General features: G+C 37.4%; 13 protein-coding genes and 1 riboswitch. Of the genes, 12 read left to right on the forward strand and 1 reads right to left on the reverse strand.

What is annotated here, in order from left to right; all coding sequences use genetic code 11:
- The first annotated feature begins 97 nt into the window (after window positions 1-97).
- A riboswitch (cyclic di-GMP riboswitch) is annotated at window positions 98-183 on the forward strand.
- Window positions 184-361: 178 nt separating this feature from the next.
- Window positions 362-4,021, forward strand: coding sequence for a DUF7507 domain-containing protein (locus tag BUB05_RS08195; RefSeq protein WP_073049118.1), 3,660 nt, complete (start codon window positions 362-364; stop codon window positions 4,019-4,021).
- A gap of 115 nt (window positions 4,022-4,136) precedes the next feature.
- Window positions 4,137-5,006, forward strand: coding sequence for a class B sortase (gene srtB / locus BUB05_RS08200; RefSeq protein WP_073049119.1), 870 nt, complete (start codon window positions 4,137-4,139; stop codon window positions 5,004-5,006).
- Window positions 5,007-5,107: 101 nt separating this feature from the next.
- Here srtB and BUB05_RS08205 read toward each other — a convergent pair whose 3' ends face one another.
- Complete coding sequence (locus tag BUB05_RS08205; RefSeq protein ID WP_073049120.1) at window positions 5,108-6,466, reverse strand: hypothetical protein; 1,359 nt, start codon at window positions 6,464-6,466, stop codon at window positions 5,108-5,110.
- 125 nt (window positions 6,467-6,591) lie between these two features.
- On the opposite strand from BUB05_RS08205, the gene rlmD reads away from it, so the two are divergent.
- The 10 genes from rlmD (at window position 6,592) to BUB05_RS08255 (ending at window position 17,496) form a co-directional block, all read left to right on the forward strand.
- On the forward strand, window positions 6,592-7,962 hold the full coding sequence (rlmD, locus tag BUB05_RS08210) for a 23S rRNA (uracil(1939)-C(5))-methyltransferase RlmD (RefSeq protein WP_073049121.1): 1,371 nt from the start codon (window positions 6,592-6,594) through the stop codon (window positions 7,960-7,962).
- A 43-nt stretch (window positions 7,963-8,005) separates the two neighbouring features.
- Window positions 8,006-8,443 carry a flavodoxin domain-containing protein gene (locus BUB05_RS08215; protein ID WP_073049122.1) on the forward strand — a complete coding sequence of 146 codons (438 nt, stop codon included), beginning with the start codon at window positions 8,006-8,008 and terminating at the stop codon, window positions 8,441-8,443.
- Between the two features lie 527 nt (window positions 8,444-8,970).
- A complete protein-coding gene (locus BUB05_RS08220) occupies window positions 8,971-9,519 on the forward strand; it encodes a zinc-ribbon domain-containing protein (RefSeq protein ID WP_073049123.1) in 549 nt (182 codons plus the stop codon).
- Window positions 9,520-9,602: 83 nt separating this feature from the next.
- The gene (locus BUB05_RS08225) at window positions 9,603-9,884 is read left to right on the forward strand and encodes a type II toxin-antitoxin system RelB/DinJ family antitoxin (protein ID WP_073049124.1); all 282 of its coding nucleotides are present in this window, start codon (window positions 9,603-9,605) and stop codon (window positions 9,882-9,884) included.
- Complete coding sequence (locus BUB05_RS08230) at window positions 9,874-10,149, forward strand: type II toxin-antitoxin system YafQ family toxin (RefSeq protein WP_073049196.1); 276 nt, start codon at window positions 9,874-9,876, stop codon at window positions 10,147-10,149. The genes BUB05_RS08225 and BUB05_RS08230 overlap by 11 nt, the downstream gene beginning before the upstream one ends.
- Before the next feature lie 334 nt (window positions 10,150-10,483).
- Complete coding sequence (locus tag BUB05_RS08235) at window positions 10,484-11,701, forward strand: ATP-binding protein (protein ID WP_073049125.1); 1,218 nt, start codon at window positions 10,484-10,486, stop codon at window positions 11,699-11,701.
- Between the two features lie 453 nt (window positions 11,702-12,154).
- Entirely contained in the window at window positions 12,155-12,472 is a 318-nt protein-coding gene (locus tag BUB05_RS08240; RefSeq protein ID WP_073049126.1) for a muconolactone Delta-isomerase family protein, read from the forward strand.
- A gap of 494 nt (window positions 12,473-12,966) precedes the next feature.
- Window positions 12,967-13,635 (forward strand): YkgJ family cysteine cluster protein, encoded by a 669-nt coding sequence (locus BUB05_RS08245; RefSeq protein WP_073049127.1) that lies wholly within the window; start codon window positions 12,967-12,969, stop codon window positions 13,633-13,635.
- 280 nt (window positions 13,636-13,915) lie between these two features.
- The gene (locus tag BUB05_RS08250) at window positions 13,916-15,649 is read left to right on the forward strand and encodes an ABC transporter ATP-binding protein (RefSeq protein WP_073049128.1); all 1,734 of its coding nucleotides are present in this window, start codon (window positions 13,916-13,918) and stop codon (window positions 15,647-15,649) included.
- Window positions 15,646-17,496: an ABC transporter ATP-binding protein gene (locus BUB05_RS08255; RefSeq protein WP_073049129.1), complete on the forward strand. Its 1,851-nt coding sequence runs from the start codon at window positions 15,646-15,648 to the stop codon at window positions 17,494-17,496. The genes BUB05_RS08250 and BUB05_RS08255 overlap by 4 nt, the downstream gene beginning before the upstream one ends.
- The last annotated feature ends 22 nt before the right edge of the window (window positions 17,497-17,518 follow it).

Consider the following 17,518-nt stretch of genomic DNA (forward strand, 5'->3'; position numbering starts at 1 on the left):
TTGTTAAAATTTAAAATAAAGAATTATTATGTTTTTTTATAAAAATATATGATAATACCCTTTTCAAAACTGAATGTTTATCGTATTATTATATCAAAGAATATTTTGGCAAACTTGTCGAAAGACAAGGACGCAAAGTTTGGAGTCTAAGGCATTAATTGCTATGATCGTTCAACTGCTGTGAATACCATTCATGGCAGTTTTTTGTTTATAGACCGTGCTATGATCGTTCGGCTGCTGCAGAGAAAGACGTCTCTCTGCAAACAAGATATGTTGATTGCTGGGGAGCGGTCAATGTGTCGGAGTGGGGACTCCTATCTTGGACATTGTCAATTCAAGATAAAAACAGGAGGAACAAATTATGATGAAGAAAAGAGTAATATCATTAGTAATCGTTTTTACACTTTTATTAAGTCTTTTCACTGTTGCTTTTGGAGAAAGCGGAACGGTATATGCTTGGAATGATGGAAGTTGGAAAAACAGTGCAAATGACAGTTGGAATGAAGGGGACTGGATACCAATCAAGGTTGTCCCTAATGTACCTGATGTAATGGAAATAACTCCGGAAGCAATTACATTGACAGTTGGCATGGAGTATACCAAGAATGGGTCGGAACCTATTGGATTTGATGGTGGAGATGATTGGGAAATAGGCACAGATTCTCCAACATTGGGTTATACGGATTTAGGTGTTTCGATTGGAGTTACCGGACCTATAAAATTTACAGATAAGAATGGCGCTGAATTGTTGCATTATGTAATTACCATACCAGGTGAATCTTTAATCGAACTGGTTGCCCAGGACTGGGCTTTGTATGGAAAGGTACATGCAAGTGAGGCTGGAGAAGACAACCTGTTTGCTGGAGGAACTGTTGGTTCAGGAGCAAGCTCATGGAATGGAAAAAATCTTCAGGTTGAGTATGTTGAAGCAAACCAGACAGTTTCGTTTGGAATCAATCCTGCACCTGCCAATTATTGTATGACATTGGACAAGAGTGTTGATGAAGATACTGTATTTATTGGTGAAAATGTAACTTACACAGTAACCATGGAGAATACAGGGAACAGAGACCTTTATTTGGACTTTACAGATTCAGACGGGAACAGTATTGATGAACAAGAATATATTGATCTTGCTGTTGGTGAAACAGTAACTAGAGATTTTACCACAGCATATGAAACCGCAGGCTTGAAAACCAATACGGCTTCAGCTGATTTCTATGCAAGCAGTACAGCACAGGAACCGGAAGGAACTGTATCGGATACTGCAGATGTGACAGTAAACATAGTTCCAAGTTATTCCATGACAATAGAAAAGGTAGTAGATAAAGTAGCTGCCTACGTTGATGAAGAAGTAACCTATACAGTAACAATGGTTAATACTGGAAATCAGAATCTGTGGGTTGAATTTACAGATGCGGATGGAAATCTGATTGATTCAAATGAAGATTTTGAATTATTGGAAGGAACAACTGAAACTAGGACATTTACAACTTCATATGTTGAAGAAGGAGAGTATACAAATACGGCAACAGCTGTTTTCTACGAATATGAAGGAGCATCAATTTCCAAAGGGTCAGTGACTGATTCAGCTGATGTCAATGTAACCAATGAGCCTACATACGGATTAACCATAACAAAGACGGTTGATGATGGAGATGTATATGTAGGTGAAGAAGTAACATACACAGTTGAGCTTGTCAACAAGGGAAATCAAGGTCTGGATATAGGATTCCATGATTATGACGGCAATGATCTGGATGTATATGATGAAATATACTTGGATGGCGGAGCAACAACATCAATGGCATTTACCACATCATACGGCGAAACAGGAGAGTATACAAATACAGCAGAAGCTACATACTATGACGGTGAGCAGACTCCTGTAACTGTTAGCGATACGGCAGTAGTCAATGTAACCGATGAACCTGCATATGGATTGACAATAACCAAAACAGTCGATGATGGTGATGTATATGTTGGGGAAGAGGTAACCTACACAGTCGTTTTGGAAAACACAGGAAATCAAGGTCTGGATATAGGATTCCATGATTATGACGATAATGATCTGGATGTATACGATGATATATACTTGGCAGGTGGAGCAACAACATCAATGGCATTCACCACATCATACGGCGAAGCAGGCGAGTATACAAATACAGCTGAAGCTGCATACTATGACGGTGAGCAGACTCCTGTAACTGTTAGCGATACAGCCGTAGTCAATGTAACAGAAGCACCTGCATATGGATTGACAATAACCAAAACAGTCGATGATGGTGATGTGTATGTTGGGGAAGAGGTAACATACACAGTCGTTTTGGAAAACACAGGAAATCAAGGTCTTGATATAGGATTCCATGATTATGACGATAATGATCTGGATGTATACGATGATATATACTTGGCAGGTGGAGCAACAACATCAATGGCATTCACCACATCATACGGCGAAGCAGGCGAGTATACAAATACAGCTGAAGCTACATACTATGACGGTGAGCAGACTCCTGTAACTGTTAGCGATACTGCAGTAGTCAATGTAAGTACTGAACCGCCAGCACCAATATATTCAATGACAATAGACAAGGTAGTGGATGATGACAGTGTATATGTAGATGAAGAAGTAACATATACAGTAACAATGGTAAATACAGGGAACCAGGACCTTTGGGTTGATTTCACAGATGCGGACGGAAATCTCATAGATTCCAATGAAGGATTTGAACTGCTGGATGGAGCAACAACATCAATGGCATTTACTACATCTTATGATACAACCGGACAGAAGACAAATGTTGCGACAGCTGTTTATTACGAATATGAGGGTGCCTCCATTTCAGAAGGTACAGTAACAGATTCGGCTATAGTCAATGTAATCAGCAGACCGGTTGATCCGGTTTACGGCCTCACTATAGACAAGACTGTAGATGATGATACCGTATACATTAATGACGATGTAACATACACAGTAACATTGGAAAACACCGGAAATCAGGGATTAGGCATATACTTCCACGATTATGACGACAATGATTTAGACGAATATGATGAATTCTATTTGGATGCTGGAGCAACAACATCAATGGCATTTACAACCTCATACGGTTCAACAGGGGAGTACACGAATGTTGCTGAAGCTACATACTATGACGGTCAGGAAGAGCCTGTAACCGTATCAGATACAGCTGTAGTAGATGTTAACAGAAGAACTTCAACTTCAAGCACTGACTACGGAATGTCTATAACAAAGACTGCAGATCAGGATGAAGTGACTGTCGGTGATATCATTACGTATACAATCACTGTCAAGAATACAGATGAAGGAAACTTGTATAGTGTTGAAGTTGTTGACGAACTTGTTGGATTAGATGCAGAGATAGACTTGCCAAGAGAGGGAAGCGATGATGACACTGTTGTATTTACTGTAGAATATGAAACAACAGAAGTTGGAATCCTTGAGAATACGGCAACTGCATACAACAGTAGAACTGGAACTAAAGAAGCAACTGCAACTGTAATAGTTAATGATAAGCCGGCACAAGGACTTCCGGGACTGTCGCTTACTAAGACCGTTGTTGGCGACAAGACGGAATTCTTCCCTGGAGACATAGTTGAATTTAGTATAGTTGTTACGAATACAGGTGATACAATTCTCAAAAATATTGTAGTTGAAGACCCAATGGCAGGTTTGTATGGTTATGAAATTGATGAAATTGGAGTCGGTATGTCATCTGATCCGATAACTGTAAGCATGGAAATCTCTGAAGATGCGGAAAATTTCACTAATGTTGCAACTGCAACGGTAGGGGATTTGACGATATCAGACGATGCCAACGTAACAGTTGGGGATACTGTTGAAGAGGTAGATGAAATTATAATAGTACCAGTCGAAGAAGAGACTGTACCTCTGGATGTACCTGACACAGGAGCTATACCAATGATGTTGGTATACGGACTTGGAGCACTTGGAGTAGGTACAGGATGGAGCATCATTGACAGAAAGAAAAGATAATAGACTTGATTAAATCCATACCGGTCTATACAATATATGTATAGGCCGGTGTTTTTTGACTAGAATTACTTGGTATAAAATTCGATTCATCTATTATTTTCCCGGAGGAGATGTCATGAACAGAAATCGAATAGTAACAAGCTTGCTTTTTTGTGTATTCCTGACCTTCATAGGTCTTGCAGTAAATGAATTTTTCAAGTACGGCAGATCTACCGACATATACGAAGAAGCAAAGGAACAATACTATGAAAAAAAGGAACTTTCAGTTGAATTGGATGGAGCTGACAATACGTCCGCTCCACAAATTACAACTGATGCCGATATAGCTGTAACTACAGATGCAACGGTAGTTGAGGATAATGGAAGCGATAATGAGGGAAACAATACAACAGTTACACCTATAGATGATGGAGGAGTATCGGAAGAGGTGAAACAGACGGCAGCTGAAGCCGGAGAGGTCATAGGATGGGTAAGGATTCCAGGTACCGGAATAGACTATCCTGTTGTACAGACCACGGACAATGAATTCTATCTTACCCACAACTACAAGGGCGACAAGGATGTAAAGGGCGCAATATACATGGATTTCAGGAACGATGGCATAGGTGATGACAGAAACTATATCCTTTACGGGCACAAGATGATAGACGGCAGCATGTTTTCCGATCTTGTCTACTATGTGCAGGATGGTTCATATGAAAGGTATTTCTACAATTACAATACGGTGAAATATGATGACTATGAAGAAGAAACAGAATGGAAGATTTTTTCTGTATATGTGGTAGATCTGGACAAGGAAGACTATTACCTTTACACGAATTACAGCGATGATGAAAAATATCAGGCATTCATAGACAGGGCATATAGAAGATCTTTGCTGGACAGTGATATCGAGGTTACGCTTGAAGATGAAATAATGACACTTGTAACATGCAGTTTCTGGTATGAAAACTCGAGGGTTATCATTCATGCCGTTAGACAATAGCTTTCCATGAATATTAGGGAATCAGATATGATTTAAGTTGGGATAAATCTAATAGAAAAACAAGAAAAACTGGAGAGATATTACCTCCAGTTTTTTTAATATTATTCTGTTGCACCTTCTAATTTGATAATCTCATCTGCATAGGGGTTGATATTATTCTTCGGATAGATTGTCACCCCTGCAGAATATGATCCTATGTCGGTGATGTTTTCGTTGAAGGTGCTGATATAGATGCTGTCTATTCCACTTATGCTTGAGAAGGAATAGATCATCGATTCCATCATCATGTTAAGCTTGTCTTCACTGTAGTTGTCTAAGCTTACATCGCTGTTGAACAGTATGTTAACCGACGAACCGCTTATTTCATATGAGAAGCTTACATTTTTGGGCATTGACGCAAGTCCCGTCATGTTTCCATTTTTCATGTTTTCAACCATGAGGTCGATTTTTTCTCTTGTACCCAGTCCCTGGTTGTTTAAAAGGTTGAAATCAGCCAGCAGGTACCTTTCTCCTGCTATGACGGGAAGATAGACCTTGTCGGTATTGTAATATTGTATGGAACTTCCTATTTGATGGCTTCCGAAGTACTCTTCAACAACGTAATTGTCAACTGTGAATCGCACCCTTTCGACATAGCCGATGCCCATATATGATTTTACAAAGGCCCAGTATGCATTATCTGACGTATTGTTGTTGCTGTATATGGGGTCGCTTCCCTTGACATCTATATATACTATTCCATCCTGGAAGACAAGGTAGTTTACGGCACCTGTAGGATTTTTTAGTGAATATGCTGAATGATTTCTTGTATATGCTGACTCTATAAGTCGGTACTCGTAAACATCAACAGCATTTTCTATGAATTCCGATATCGGGAGCAATACATCATCATCATTGGCAAGGTAGAATGTTATGCCTCTTGTGTTTTCAGGAGGTACATCCATAGCTGCAATATACTTCCTGTCCTGGGTATAGGTTACATTCACCTCTATGTTTTCATTCTTGAGCTCATAGATCTTTGGAGTGATTACAAGCTTGTACTGGCCGTCAGGCAGTGAATAATCCCTCTGATTGATGCTGATTGTTGAAATGATAGGATTATCCTTGTCCAGCAGGTACTTGTTGTTGGAGAAATGAACCGATGAAACCATCTTTGCATCGATTCCTGATTGTACAAGGCCGTTGTCATTCAGGACATCAATGCTGAAGAGTGTGTCCTCGGACAATGAAAGCTCCATTGCTCCGCTGTAGAATATTTCAAGTATCAGTGAATCAGGATCTGTGAAGGCATAGCCTGAGTTGGATTTGAAATTGACAACATTGGGATTGTAGGAAATATCCTCTCCGTTGTCACTTATATTTATTGTCGAGCTGTAGTCTATGGGAGACAGGAACAGCGGCATTGTAGATGTGCAAAAAACTATCATTAAAAGCAAAAATATATTAATTAAAGGTTTCATTTTATTTTCCTCTCTGTTTGACTTCTTTTATTATATAATAGGAAAATAAAAAAATAAACTTATTTATCAATTATTGATGATATAATATAATGATTACTTGAAATAATAAAAATCCGGAGAATGAAATGCAAGAAAATGTAGAATTTAAAGTAAACGATATAATGGAAGTTGAAATAGTGGACATCAATCACAGAGGACAGGGAGTGGCAAGAATCGACGGTTTTGTCGTGTTTGTGGACGACCTGATCATGGGTGATGAAGCAAGAATAAGGATAATTGAAAAGAAGAAGAACTATGGTGTAGGCAAACTGGTTGAGCTTACTAAAAAGTCAGAGTATAGAACAGAACCCCAGTGCAAATACTTCTGGGAATGCGGCGGGTGCCAGACTATGCACATTGTTTATGATAAGCAGCTTGAATACAAGAAGAACAGGGTGGAGTCGGAAATCAGAAAGGCAATAGGTGAAAACGACATAAAGATAAACGAAACCCTGGGAATGGAAAATCCTTACAGATACAGAAACAAGGGATCCTTCCCCGTTGCCAGGCACAGGGGGAATGTAGCAATAGGTGCATACAAGCTGGGTACCCATGATATTGTGGATCTTGACAAATGCATTATACAGCATGAGGCGGCAGACAGGATAGTCAACACCTTCAGGACCTTGATGGAAGTTTTGAAGCTGGAGCCCTATGATGAGATAGCCCACAAGGGACTGGTGAAGCACCTCATGATAAGGAGCAACAGGAAGAATGAAATTATGCTTATAATCGTAACTTCAAAGAACAAGCTTCCGAACAAGAGTGAAATAATTGGAAAGCTCCTGGAGGAAATTCCTGAAATTAAATCCATAGTTCTCAATGTAAATGAAAGACAGACCAATGTAATTCTCGGGAACAAGAACAAGGTGATTTATGGAAAGCCTGTACTGAAGGACTGGATATATGATCTTGAATTTTCAATATCGCCCCATTCCTTTTTCCAGGTGAATCCTTTCCAGACTGAGGTGCTCTACAGCAAGGCTCTAGAATATGCAGAGCTTGATGAAGACAAGGTGGTATACGACATTTACTGCGGAATCGGTACAATCTCACTGGCTGCTGCCAGGAAATCAAAACATGTCTACGGAATTGAAATAGTACAGGCGGCAATAGATGATGCAAAGAAGAATGCAGTAAAGAACACGATTGAAAATGCGGATTTCTACTGCGGCAAGGCGGAGGATGTATTTCCGAAGCTTCACAGCCAGGGAATAGATGCAGACATAGTCATTGTGGATCCCCCAAGAAAGGGATGTGAGAAGTCGGTCCTTGAAACGATAATCACAATGAAACCTGAAAAGGTTGTGTATGTGTCCTGCAATCCTTCAACTCTTGCCAGGGACCTTAAGATACTTGGTGATGGTGGATATGAAATACTTGAAGTTCAGCCTGTCGATATGTTCCCCCACGGGACCCATGTGGAGTGTGTCGTGAAGCTAGAATGCAGGCACTGAGCTGGTTATAAGGAACTATGGCATCAAAGGAGCGTGAGAGTTTATGAAAAAATTGATTATATGCCCGAAAGCATCAGGGAATACCTACAAGGTATGCTGCCATATATCGGGTAATACAGATGTGAATATCCTAATTGTTAATGAATCAACGAAAATTGATTTCTCGGATTATGATACCATCATCCTATCTTCTGGTATATATGGTGGTCATGTTCATAAAAACATACTTCGATTGATACGCAGTGACCAAATGGACTCTATCAAGACAGATGCCAAAATCTGCTTGTTTTTTACTTGGATCGGCAGGGGACATTCAGACATGGATGCTTTCAACGAAATAAATCAACTCTTAAATAAAAAAGGCATAAAACTCGATAATAGTTACATGAAATGTTTTGGGAGCGCTATGGGAATAATAAGAAAATCGCACCCCAACGAAGAAGATCTTAAAAATGTTTTATTGTGGGTGAATAAGTTATAACTGGAAAGGCTGTTTAAAGCAAAAATAAATATTGAATTTTTATTGTAATCCTCAATCTACAGGCGTATAATTTTCATAGGGTAGATATTTTGGGGAAAAGTTAAGATTGATAGCAATGGCGATATCTGTCCGCGGGTATCGCTATAATTTATTTTTTGATTAATTTCTTAAAAAGTGTAACAAATCATCTACCTGATTTGTTATTTATTATGAAGGAAGGTATGATCATAACCGAATGAGATAAGGTGATGCTTTTCTGGTACAATGAAGTTTTATCAACATGTTTTTATAGGTCGGAAGAAGTAACTGAAATAGAATAAGATCAAGTAAAATTGGAAGGACTGGAAAATGACTATATTTGAGCAAAGGAGTAGATTTAAGTGAATAAGAAACATATTTATTCCATGCCTGTAACAACAAGGGAGGAAGCGGTGGAAATAGCAGATAGGTTGCAGCACTGGAATGGAAAGGTCAATTAAAGTATCGGAATGTTATTTGCTATATTATTTAGAATAAGGGGTTTTATTATGAATGAATATATTGATACTGCCTGTCCCAAATGTGGAGAATTATATTTACCGGGGGACTTATTTTGCAGTAAATGCGGTTATGAATTTAACCTGGTTGAAAAGAATGAAAACGAGAAGCAGTATATAGGCAAAAATAGTCAATATTATAGCAATAAGTTTTTTGAGATGAGGGTTGTTCATAAAGATACTAGTTGGAATTGGGCTGCATTCTTATTCCCGGCATACTGGTGTATTTATCGAAAAATGTACTTCTATGGTTTTGGTCTCCTGCTCCTTCAATATGTGCTTAAGTTTGCATTTTTATTTGGAAATATAATGAATGTAGCGATTGGAATTGCTTTTGGAGTCTATGCTAATCACATATATATGCAGCATGTTGAACAACTGGTTGATAAGCATCAAGTTTTGGAAGAAGACCAAAAGAAGAAACACATCAATCAGTATGGCGGAGTCAACTTGGTAGCGCTCATAGCTGTTATTGTTGGAACATTTTCATTAGCAGTAGCAGCAGTCTTACTCGGATTTGAAATATATTCTTTATGTTGATCTTGTGCAAAAACTTTACAATGCACGTGTTATGCAATATAATATAAGTGTATAAATGATATTTTAGAAAGGAGTTGGAGTTTATGTCTACTAAAAACGTTACGATTCGAATGGACGAAGAATTGAAAGAAGCATCTGAAAAATTGTTTGAAGCTCTTGGTTTCAATATGACTACTGCAATAACTGCCTTTGTAAAACAAGCGGTTAGAGAGCAAAGAATTCCATTTGAAATTAGTTTAAATACACCAAATATGCAAACGGTTCAAGCTATCTTGGAAAGCGAGCGTCTACTGAAAGATTCTGCAGCCAAAAGATTTTCAAGTATGGAAGACTTGATTAAGGATCTTGAAGATGATGAAATATGAAATCATAAGAACAGCTCAATTTAAAAAGGACTATAAGTTATCAAAAAAACGTGGAAAAGACTTAAACATGTTATTGAAGGCAATTGAGATGTTAGCAAATGGGAAAAAATTACCTGAAAAATTTAAAGATCACCAATTATCTGGAGGATACATTGGCTATCGGGAATGTCATATCCAACCGGATTGGCTGCTTATTTATAAGTTGACAGAAAAAGAGTTGGTTTTGACCTTAACAAGGACCGGGACACATAGCGATTTGTTTTAAAGATGCACTATGTTGATTAGGGATACCAATAGACTATCTGCGACCTCCACGCCACACATGTTGAGACTGTTTGTAAGCTTAAACTAGCATTATAAATAATAATTGAATGTAATTTCAAATTCTGAGGAAAGTTTTTTACTCAGAATTTTTTTACTTGAAATTTTGATTTTCTTCCCTTTATTGAATACAATTTAGCATGATTAGTTTATACTATTGGCAAAAGTGTTTTAAAGAGTGAAAAACACAAAAAATATAAAGTTTTCACTCTTCTAATGAAAAGTTTTATTGAAAACGTGTTTTAATTTTATTATAATGATAATAAAGAGGTGGAATTATGATTGAACGAAAGCAATATTATGATGCGATAAGCGGTTTTATTAATAAACCAATTATTAAGATAATAACTGGGATTAGGCGTTCTGGAAAGTCGACGTTTTTAAGAATGTTACAACAGCATTTAGTTGAGAATGGTGTTTCCGAGAATCAAATTTTATATATAAACTTTGAAAGTTTTAGATTTATGGACATTCGAGATTCAAGAGCATTATACAAGCATGTAATTGACAATATTGATTCTAAGCAGAAGTCATATTTGTTCTTTGATGAAATTCAGATTGTTGAAAATTGGGAGGAAGCGGTTAATTCGTTTCTAGTTGATTTGGAAACAGATATTTACGTAACGGGTTCAAATTCAAATATGTTATCGTCTGAGTTGTCAACATTGCTAACTGGGAGATATGTTCAAATAAGAATGCAACCACTTGTATTTAGTGAATTCCTAAAGTTTCATGAATCTGAAATAAAAAGCAAAAGCATAGATGATTTGTTATTGACTTTTATAAGAAGAGGTGGATTTCCATCAATACATTCTGTAGATTATGAAGAAAGAGATGCTTTTACATTGATTGGTGACATTTATGATTCGATTGTTTTAAGAGATGCAGTTGAACGGTTTAAAATTAAGAATGTTGAGCTTCTTGATCGAATACTCAGATTTGTAATGGATAACATAGGTAACACTTTTTCAGCAAAAAAAATTGCAGATTATTTTAAAAGTCAGCAAAGAGCTGTGAATCAGAATACTGTGTATAACTATCTTGATGCACTTGAGAGTACATTTTTGATCAACCGTGTGAATCGGTTTGATTTACATGGTAAAGAAATATTGAAAACGCAGGAAAAATTTTACTTAGCAGATCAAGGAATTATTCATTCGATACTTGGATACAATGATAGAAATATACCTGGAATATTAGAGAATATTGTATATAATGAATTAATATTTAGAGGTTATTCAGTAAATATTGGTAAACTTAAGGATAAGGAAATTGATTTTGTTGCTTCTAAGGGGAACCAGCGAGTTTATTTACAAGTAACTTATAAGATGGAAATTGAAAGCACAATTAATAGAGAATTTGGACCACTAATAGCTATTGATGACCATTATCCCAAATATGTCATTTCAATGGACAATTTTTTCAATGATAATATCAAAGGTGTAAGACATATGGCACTTGCTCAATTTTTGACTACAGATAATTGGGAAAAATAGAATTACATCATAATAAAGTTCTGCGACCTGGTTACTACACATGTGGAAAGTGTTAGTGTTCTTCGAAAGTGTTAATATTAGCAGTGTTAGGTGACTTGAATACAATAAGTACACCTACTTGCAAATTCTCTGGATATTTTCATCCCAAGGAGAATATTCTTCAAGGAATTCCGGAGCCAATCAGAGAAGTTCCTTAATGATATGATTCAAGTATTTGTCGAAGACAATTAGAGTTGAATTCCATATTTCTTTATTTTCCGATAAACGTTAGAAAGGTCAAGCTTTAAAACTTAAGCTACTTTAGTTGAGTTAGAAAGCTCGTTTTGAATATACATATTTTGAACTATTGTTCAAAATATATTGAAGTGTTATAATCTAGCTAGGTATTGGAAGAAGGTTGAATAAACACACTTTTAAAATGACCGGGACAAAATATTAAAAGGAGGGACAAGCATGAAGTTTTTAGTAACAAGTAGAATTAAAGACATGTTTTACACACTGCCTCCGGAAGTACAATTAGAACTGAATAAGGGAGCGGCAGCTTTCATAGAGAAATATCTAGACAATGGTAAATGCAAGGAAATTTACAATATGCCTGGCAAAAATATGTCAATGAGCATATGGGAAGGAGAAACAGGAGAGGAAATGGAACGAAGATTCGTTGAATTGTCCATATCAGCCTTCATGGAATATGAAGTAATTCTTCTTTCTGACTTTGAAGATAGTATAAAAAGAAACAATGAAGCATTGGAGCATATGCTTGTGAAATAAACTTATACATACGGTATTGAACACTATAACTTAATAGTTTCAACCTTTTTCCATTTGATACAAATGATATTCTAATTAGATAAGATATGAATTTACAGGAAATAAGCATAAATTTCAATAAAGAGAATAATTAGAATAAAAAATGTTCGATAAAGCAATGTTAAGAATATATATTAGTCTCTGGTTGTAGACAAACTACTTCAGATAATTGAGGTGGTTTTTTGTTGCAAAAATGATAATACTATGTATCTGCGACCACCATACCACATATTTGGAAAGTGTTACATTATTGATAAGAAAGAAGTGAGTTTTATCAAAGGGTTGAGAGGCTTGGATAAAAGACTACCAAAGGAAGAATTTAAAATGTTGCTAAATTTTGAATTTAAGGGGAAGGCGGTTGTAATTTAAGGATATTATTGACAAAGAGCAGTTATATTATTAAACTTATATGGAATTGTTGAAGAAAGCTTGAAAATAAAGTGGGAGGTGATTAAATGAAAAAACTTCGGAATCTGAAAGAAATTTCAGATGGCAGGTTATATGATATTAAAGACATGGTAAAAGCAGATGCGGGGGACTGTTATGGCTGTAGTTCATGTTGCTATGGAGTTGGAGACTTGGTTGAGCTTAACCCTTTTGACATATACCAAATGACAAGTTGCTTGAAACTGTCATTTGATGAGTTGATTGGAGAAAAAATTGAGTTGAGATTAAGTGACAAAATATATCTGCCTTATCTTAAAATGTATGGAGATTTGGAGAAATGCAGTTTTTTAAATGAAGAAGAAAGATGTTCGATTCACTCTCATAGACCGAATATTTGCAGGTTGTTTCCTTTGGGACGGGTATATGAAAAAGATGATTTTAAGTATTTTTTACAGGTGGGAGCTTGTATAAAACCAAATTTGGGGAAAGTAAAAGTCAAAAAATGGATTGGGATTGCAAACTATAATGAAAACAAGAGGTTCATACTGGCCTGGTATGAAATAGTGAAGGCATTGGCCTTTAGACTTAAGTTTGTACATGACAATCAAGAACTTCATGAGATAAACAAATATTTTGTGGACTCGTTCTATAGGATTGAGATAAAAGATGGAGAAGATTTTTATAGCCGGTTTTTCAATATATTACCTGAGACAAAAAATAGGCTTGGAATAATTTGATAAATCAATGAACTCTCATAATTACTGAAATTAACATGTTTACTAATTGTAGCATGTTTTTTCTTTTTTGTGTGGATGAAAAATTTCTCGGAGAAGCTGTCCTGATGAAATAAAGTAATAACACAAGAAATAGTTTGATTATGTAACTCAAATTAACACAAAGCATTACAATTTTCTTGACTATAAAATAAAGATTTTAGTTGACAATGAATAATTGAACATTTAAAATGTATTGTACAAACATAAACAGTTCGCACACGAACAATAAAGGAAGAGTCATATGATAAAAGTATTATCTTATTTAAGAACACATAGTGTGAGTCTTTTTTTTGTGCTTATTTTACTGGTCATACAAGCAACCACCGATTTGAGTTTGCCGGATTATATGTCGGATGTAGTCAACACCGGCGTTATGTCCGGTAATTCGTCTGTTATCTATGAAATTGGGGGGAAGATGCTACTGATTACTCTTGTTGGAGCAATCAGTTCTGTATTGATCGGATACAATGCAGCGCGAATAGGGGCTGACGTGGCAAAAGAACTTAGACGGGATGTGTTTCATAAAATTCAGTATTTTTCAAATGGTGAATTTGATAAATTCACAACATCATCGTTGATTACAAGAAGTACCAATGATATTATTCAGATCCAGACATTCTTGATTATGTCCATTCGACTGGTTCTTTATGCACCGATTTTAGGAATCGGAGGCATTGTAAAAGCTTTGGAAAACAGTCCATCCATGTCATGGATTATAGCAGTGTCAGTCATAGTACTGTTAGGTGCTATCCTGCTGATTATTACTGCTGCTCTGCCAAAGTTTAGAATGGTACAGAAACTGCTGGACCGTTTGAATTTGGTTGCACGGGAAACCCTGGACGGGATGTTGGTTGTCAGGGCCTTCAATACCCAAGAATTTGAAGAAGAACGTTTTGACAAAGCCAGCAAGGATTTGTTGAGCGTCAATTTGTTTGTAAATCGTTCGATGGCAGCTTTGATGCCTCTGATGATGCTGGTGATGAACCTGACGACAGTAGCTATCGTATGGGTTGGTGCCAAACAGGTATCCTCCTTCCAAATCGATATCGGTACAATGATGGCTTATATGCAATATGCCCTGCAGATTATTATGGCATTTCTGATGCTTGCCATGATGTTTGTCCTTATACCAAGGTCCGTTATTTCCGCCAATCGTATTGAGGAGGTCCTGGTGGAAGCAGAATATATTGCTGATCCGAAATCACCCGAGGTCTTTGATGAGGATTTCGAACCTGTTGTAGCCTTTCACCAAGTGGAATTCAAGTATCCGGAAGGTGATGGTAATGTATTGCATGGCATTGACTTTGTTGCTTATCCCGGTCAGACAACAGCCATTATAGGGGCTACCGGCAGCGGCAAGTCTACGTTGGTCAATCTTATTATGCGTTTCTATGATGTGACAGAAGGGAGTATAAGCATTCATAACAAGGATATTCGATGTATAACCAAGAAGATCTTAAGGGACAAGATTGGATACGTACCTCAAAAAAGTCTTCTGTTTAGCGGAACGATAGAATCCAACCTGAAATATGCAAATAAGGAAGCAACCAGTGAAATGTTGGATGAAGCGGCGGCAATAGCCCAGGCTAAGGAATTTATTCAGACAAAGGAAGAGGGGTATCAGTCGGAAATTGCTCAAGGTGGAAATAATGTTTCTGGTGGGCAAAAACAAAGGCTTTCAATAGCAAGAGCCCTAGTGAAAAATGCACCGATATATATATTTGATGATAGTTTCTCGGCACTTGACTTAAAGACTGACCGAAAACTGCGCAAGGCTTTGGAGAAAAATACTAAGACCAGCACGATTTTCATTGTTGCGCAGCGTATATCGTCCATTAGACATGCGGATCAGATTTTAGTCCTTGATAATGGATACCTGGTTGGGATTGGGACCCATGAAGAATTGATGTATGGTTGTGAGGTATATCGGGAAATTGCTAAATCTCAGCTTAGTGAGGAGGAACTGGCCATATGAGTGATACAGCAGGCATGAGAGGTGCCAGAGGAGGGTTCCGGATGGGCGCCCACAGCGGGCCCGCGGCAAAGGCCAACGATACCAGGGCAACACTGCATCGCATCGGGCAATGGCTGGTACCTTATAGGTTACAGATTATTATTGTTCTGATATTTGCAGTTCTTTCATCTGCATTTTCCATCATCGGACCCAAGATGCTGGGAAAGGTTACTACGAAGTTGATTGAGGGTCTGTTGGCTTATTATTATGGAACCGGATTACTGACGGATTTCGATTATATGAGGCGGATTGTATTCAGTCTGGTCATACTATATATTTTTTCAGCCATTTTTGCATATATACAGGGTTTTATTATGACAAAGGTAGCCATGGATGTTTCTTATGAACTTCGTGATGCCGTGTCGAAGAAGATGCACAAACTGCCCTTGAATTACTATGATACAAAAAGTCGGGGCGATGTCCTTTCCAGAATCACCAATGACATTGACTTGATTAGTCAGACTCTGAATCAGAGTTTGTCCCAGCTGGTAACATCGGTGGCTACAGTGATTGGTATCATGATTATGATGTTATCCATCAGTTTTGTAATGACGTTGGCATCACTGACCATTATACCCCTATCCTTTGGTGTGATAGCTTACATATTTAAACATTCCCAAAAGTTTTTCAAGTCGCAGCAAAGGTCCATTGGAGAGCTGAATGGACATGTTGAAGAGACTTATTCAGGACATGTTGTAGTAAAAGCTTTTGGCTGTGAAGAAGATGCCATTAGGCGCTTTGATAAAATCAATGAGTCGTTGTATGACTCAGCTTGGAAATCTCAATTTATTTCAGGCATGATGATGCCGATTATGCGAATTATAGGAAATTTAGGGTATGTACTGGTGAGTATTTTAGGTGGATATCTTGCTATTAAGCATGTGTTGGAGCTTGGAGATATTCAGGCATTCATCCAATATGTAAGAAACTTTACACGACCGATTTCACAGATGGCTACCATTTCCAACACTTTACAGTCGACTATAGCAGCCAGTGAACGGGTCTTTGAATTTTTGGATGAAGACAATGAGGTGCAGGAAAAGGACTTGATTCAGGAAGAACCGAATTTCAAGGGAGAAGTAATGTTTAAGAATGTATCCTTTGGATATTTGCCGGATCAAACGATTATCAAGGATTTTTCAGCAGTTATCGAAGCGGGACAGAAAGTTGCTATTGTAGGTCCTACAGGAGCCGGGAAAACAACCATTATGAAATTGCTTATGCGCTTTTACGATATCGATTCAGGGCAGATTCTATTGGATGGGTATGATATATATGATTTTTCGAGAGAACGGCTGAGGAATCATTTCGGAATGGTTCTGCAGGATACCTGGTTATATAATGCTTCGATTTTAGAGAATATTCGGTATGGAACCTTTGATGCTACTGAAGAAGAAGTCATTGAAGCGGCAAAAGCGGCTCATTGTGATGAATTCATCCGTACATTGCCCCATGGTTATCACATGATGATGAATGAAGAGAGCAGTAATATTTCACAAGGGCAGAAACAGCTCTTTACCATAGCCAGGGTCATTCTTGCCAATCCCAAAGTGCTTATTTTGGATGAAGCGACTAGTTCGGTCGATACCCGTACGGAATCATTGATTCAAAAGACGATGACCAATGTCATGAAAGGGCGGACCAGTTTTGTTATTGCTCATCGTCTGTCGACCATCAAAGATGCAGATGTGATTTTGGTGCTCAAAGACGGAGATATTATTGAACAAGGGAATCATGAAGAATTACTGGCTAAAAAAGGTTTCTACGAAGATTTATATAACTCTCAATTTGCATATGAAGATGATTAAATAAGGGATAGGAATAGAAGAA

The organism is Dethiosulfatibacter aminovorans DSM 17477 (assembly GCF_900142005.1).
Classification (GTDB): Bacteria; Bacillota; Clostridia; order Tissierellales; family Dethiosulfatibacteraceae; genus Dethiosulfatibacter; species Dethiosulfatibacter aminovorans.

What these genes read in the sequence shown, in the direction of transcription:
- BUB05_RS08195 (WP_073049118.1), top strand. Translation starts at nt 362, where the DNA reads ATGATGAAGAAAAGAGTAATATCATTAGTAATCGTTTTTACACTTTTA.
- srtB (WP_073049119.1), top strand. Translation starts at nt 4,137, where the DNA reads ATGAACAGAAATCGAATAGTAACAAGCTTGCTTTTTTGTGTATTCCTG.
- BUB05_RS08205 (WP_073049120.1), bottom strand. Translation starts at nt 6,466, where the DNA reads ATGAAACCTTTAATTAATATATTTTTGCTTTTAATGATAGTTTTTTGC.
- rlmD (WP_073049121.1), top strand. Translation starts at nt 6,592, where the DNA reads ATGCAAGAAAATGTAGAATTTAAAGTAAACGATATAATGGAAGTTGAA.
- BUB05_RS08215 (WP_073049122.1), top strand. Translation starts at nt 8,006, where the DNA reads ATGAAAAAATTGATTATATGCCCGAAAGCATCAGGGAATACCTACAAG.
- BUB05_RS08220 (WP_073049123.1), top strand. Translation starts at nt 8,971, where the DNA reads ATGAATGAATATATTGATACTGCCTGTCCCAAATGTGGAGAATTATAT.
- BUB05_RS08225 (WP_073049124.1), top strand. Translation starts at nt 9,603, where the DNA reads ATGTCTACTAAAAACGTTACGATTCGAATGGACGAAGAATTGAAAGAA.
- BUB05_RS08230 (WP_073049196.1), top strand. Translation starts at nt 9,874, where the DNA reads ATGAAATATGAAATCATAAGAACAGCTCAATTTAAAAAGGACTATAAG.
- BUB05_RS08235 (WP_073049125.1), top strand. Translation starts at nt 10,484, where the DNA reads ATGATTGAACGAAAGCAATATTATGATGCGATAAGCGGTTTTATTAAT.
- BUB05_RS08240 (WP_073049126.1), top strand. Translation starts at nt 12,155, where the DNA reads ATGAAGTTTTTAGTAACAAGTAGAATTAAAGACATGTTTTACACACTG.
- BUB05_RS08245 (WP_073049127.1), top strand. Translation starts at nt 12,967, where the DNA reads ATGAAAAAACTTCGGAATCTGAAAGAAATTTCAGATGGCAGGTTATAT.
- BUB05_RS08250 (WP_073049128.1), top strand. Translation starts at nt 13,916, where the DNA reads ATGATAAAAGTATTATCTTATTTAAGAACACATAGTGTGAGTCTTTTT.
- BUB05_RS08255 (WP_073049129.1), top strand. Translation starts at nt 15,646, where the DNA reads ATGAGTGATACAGCAGGCATGAGAGGTGCCAGAGGAGGGTTCCGGATG.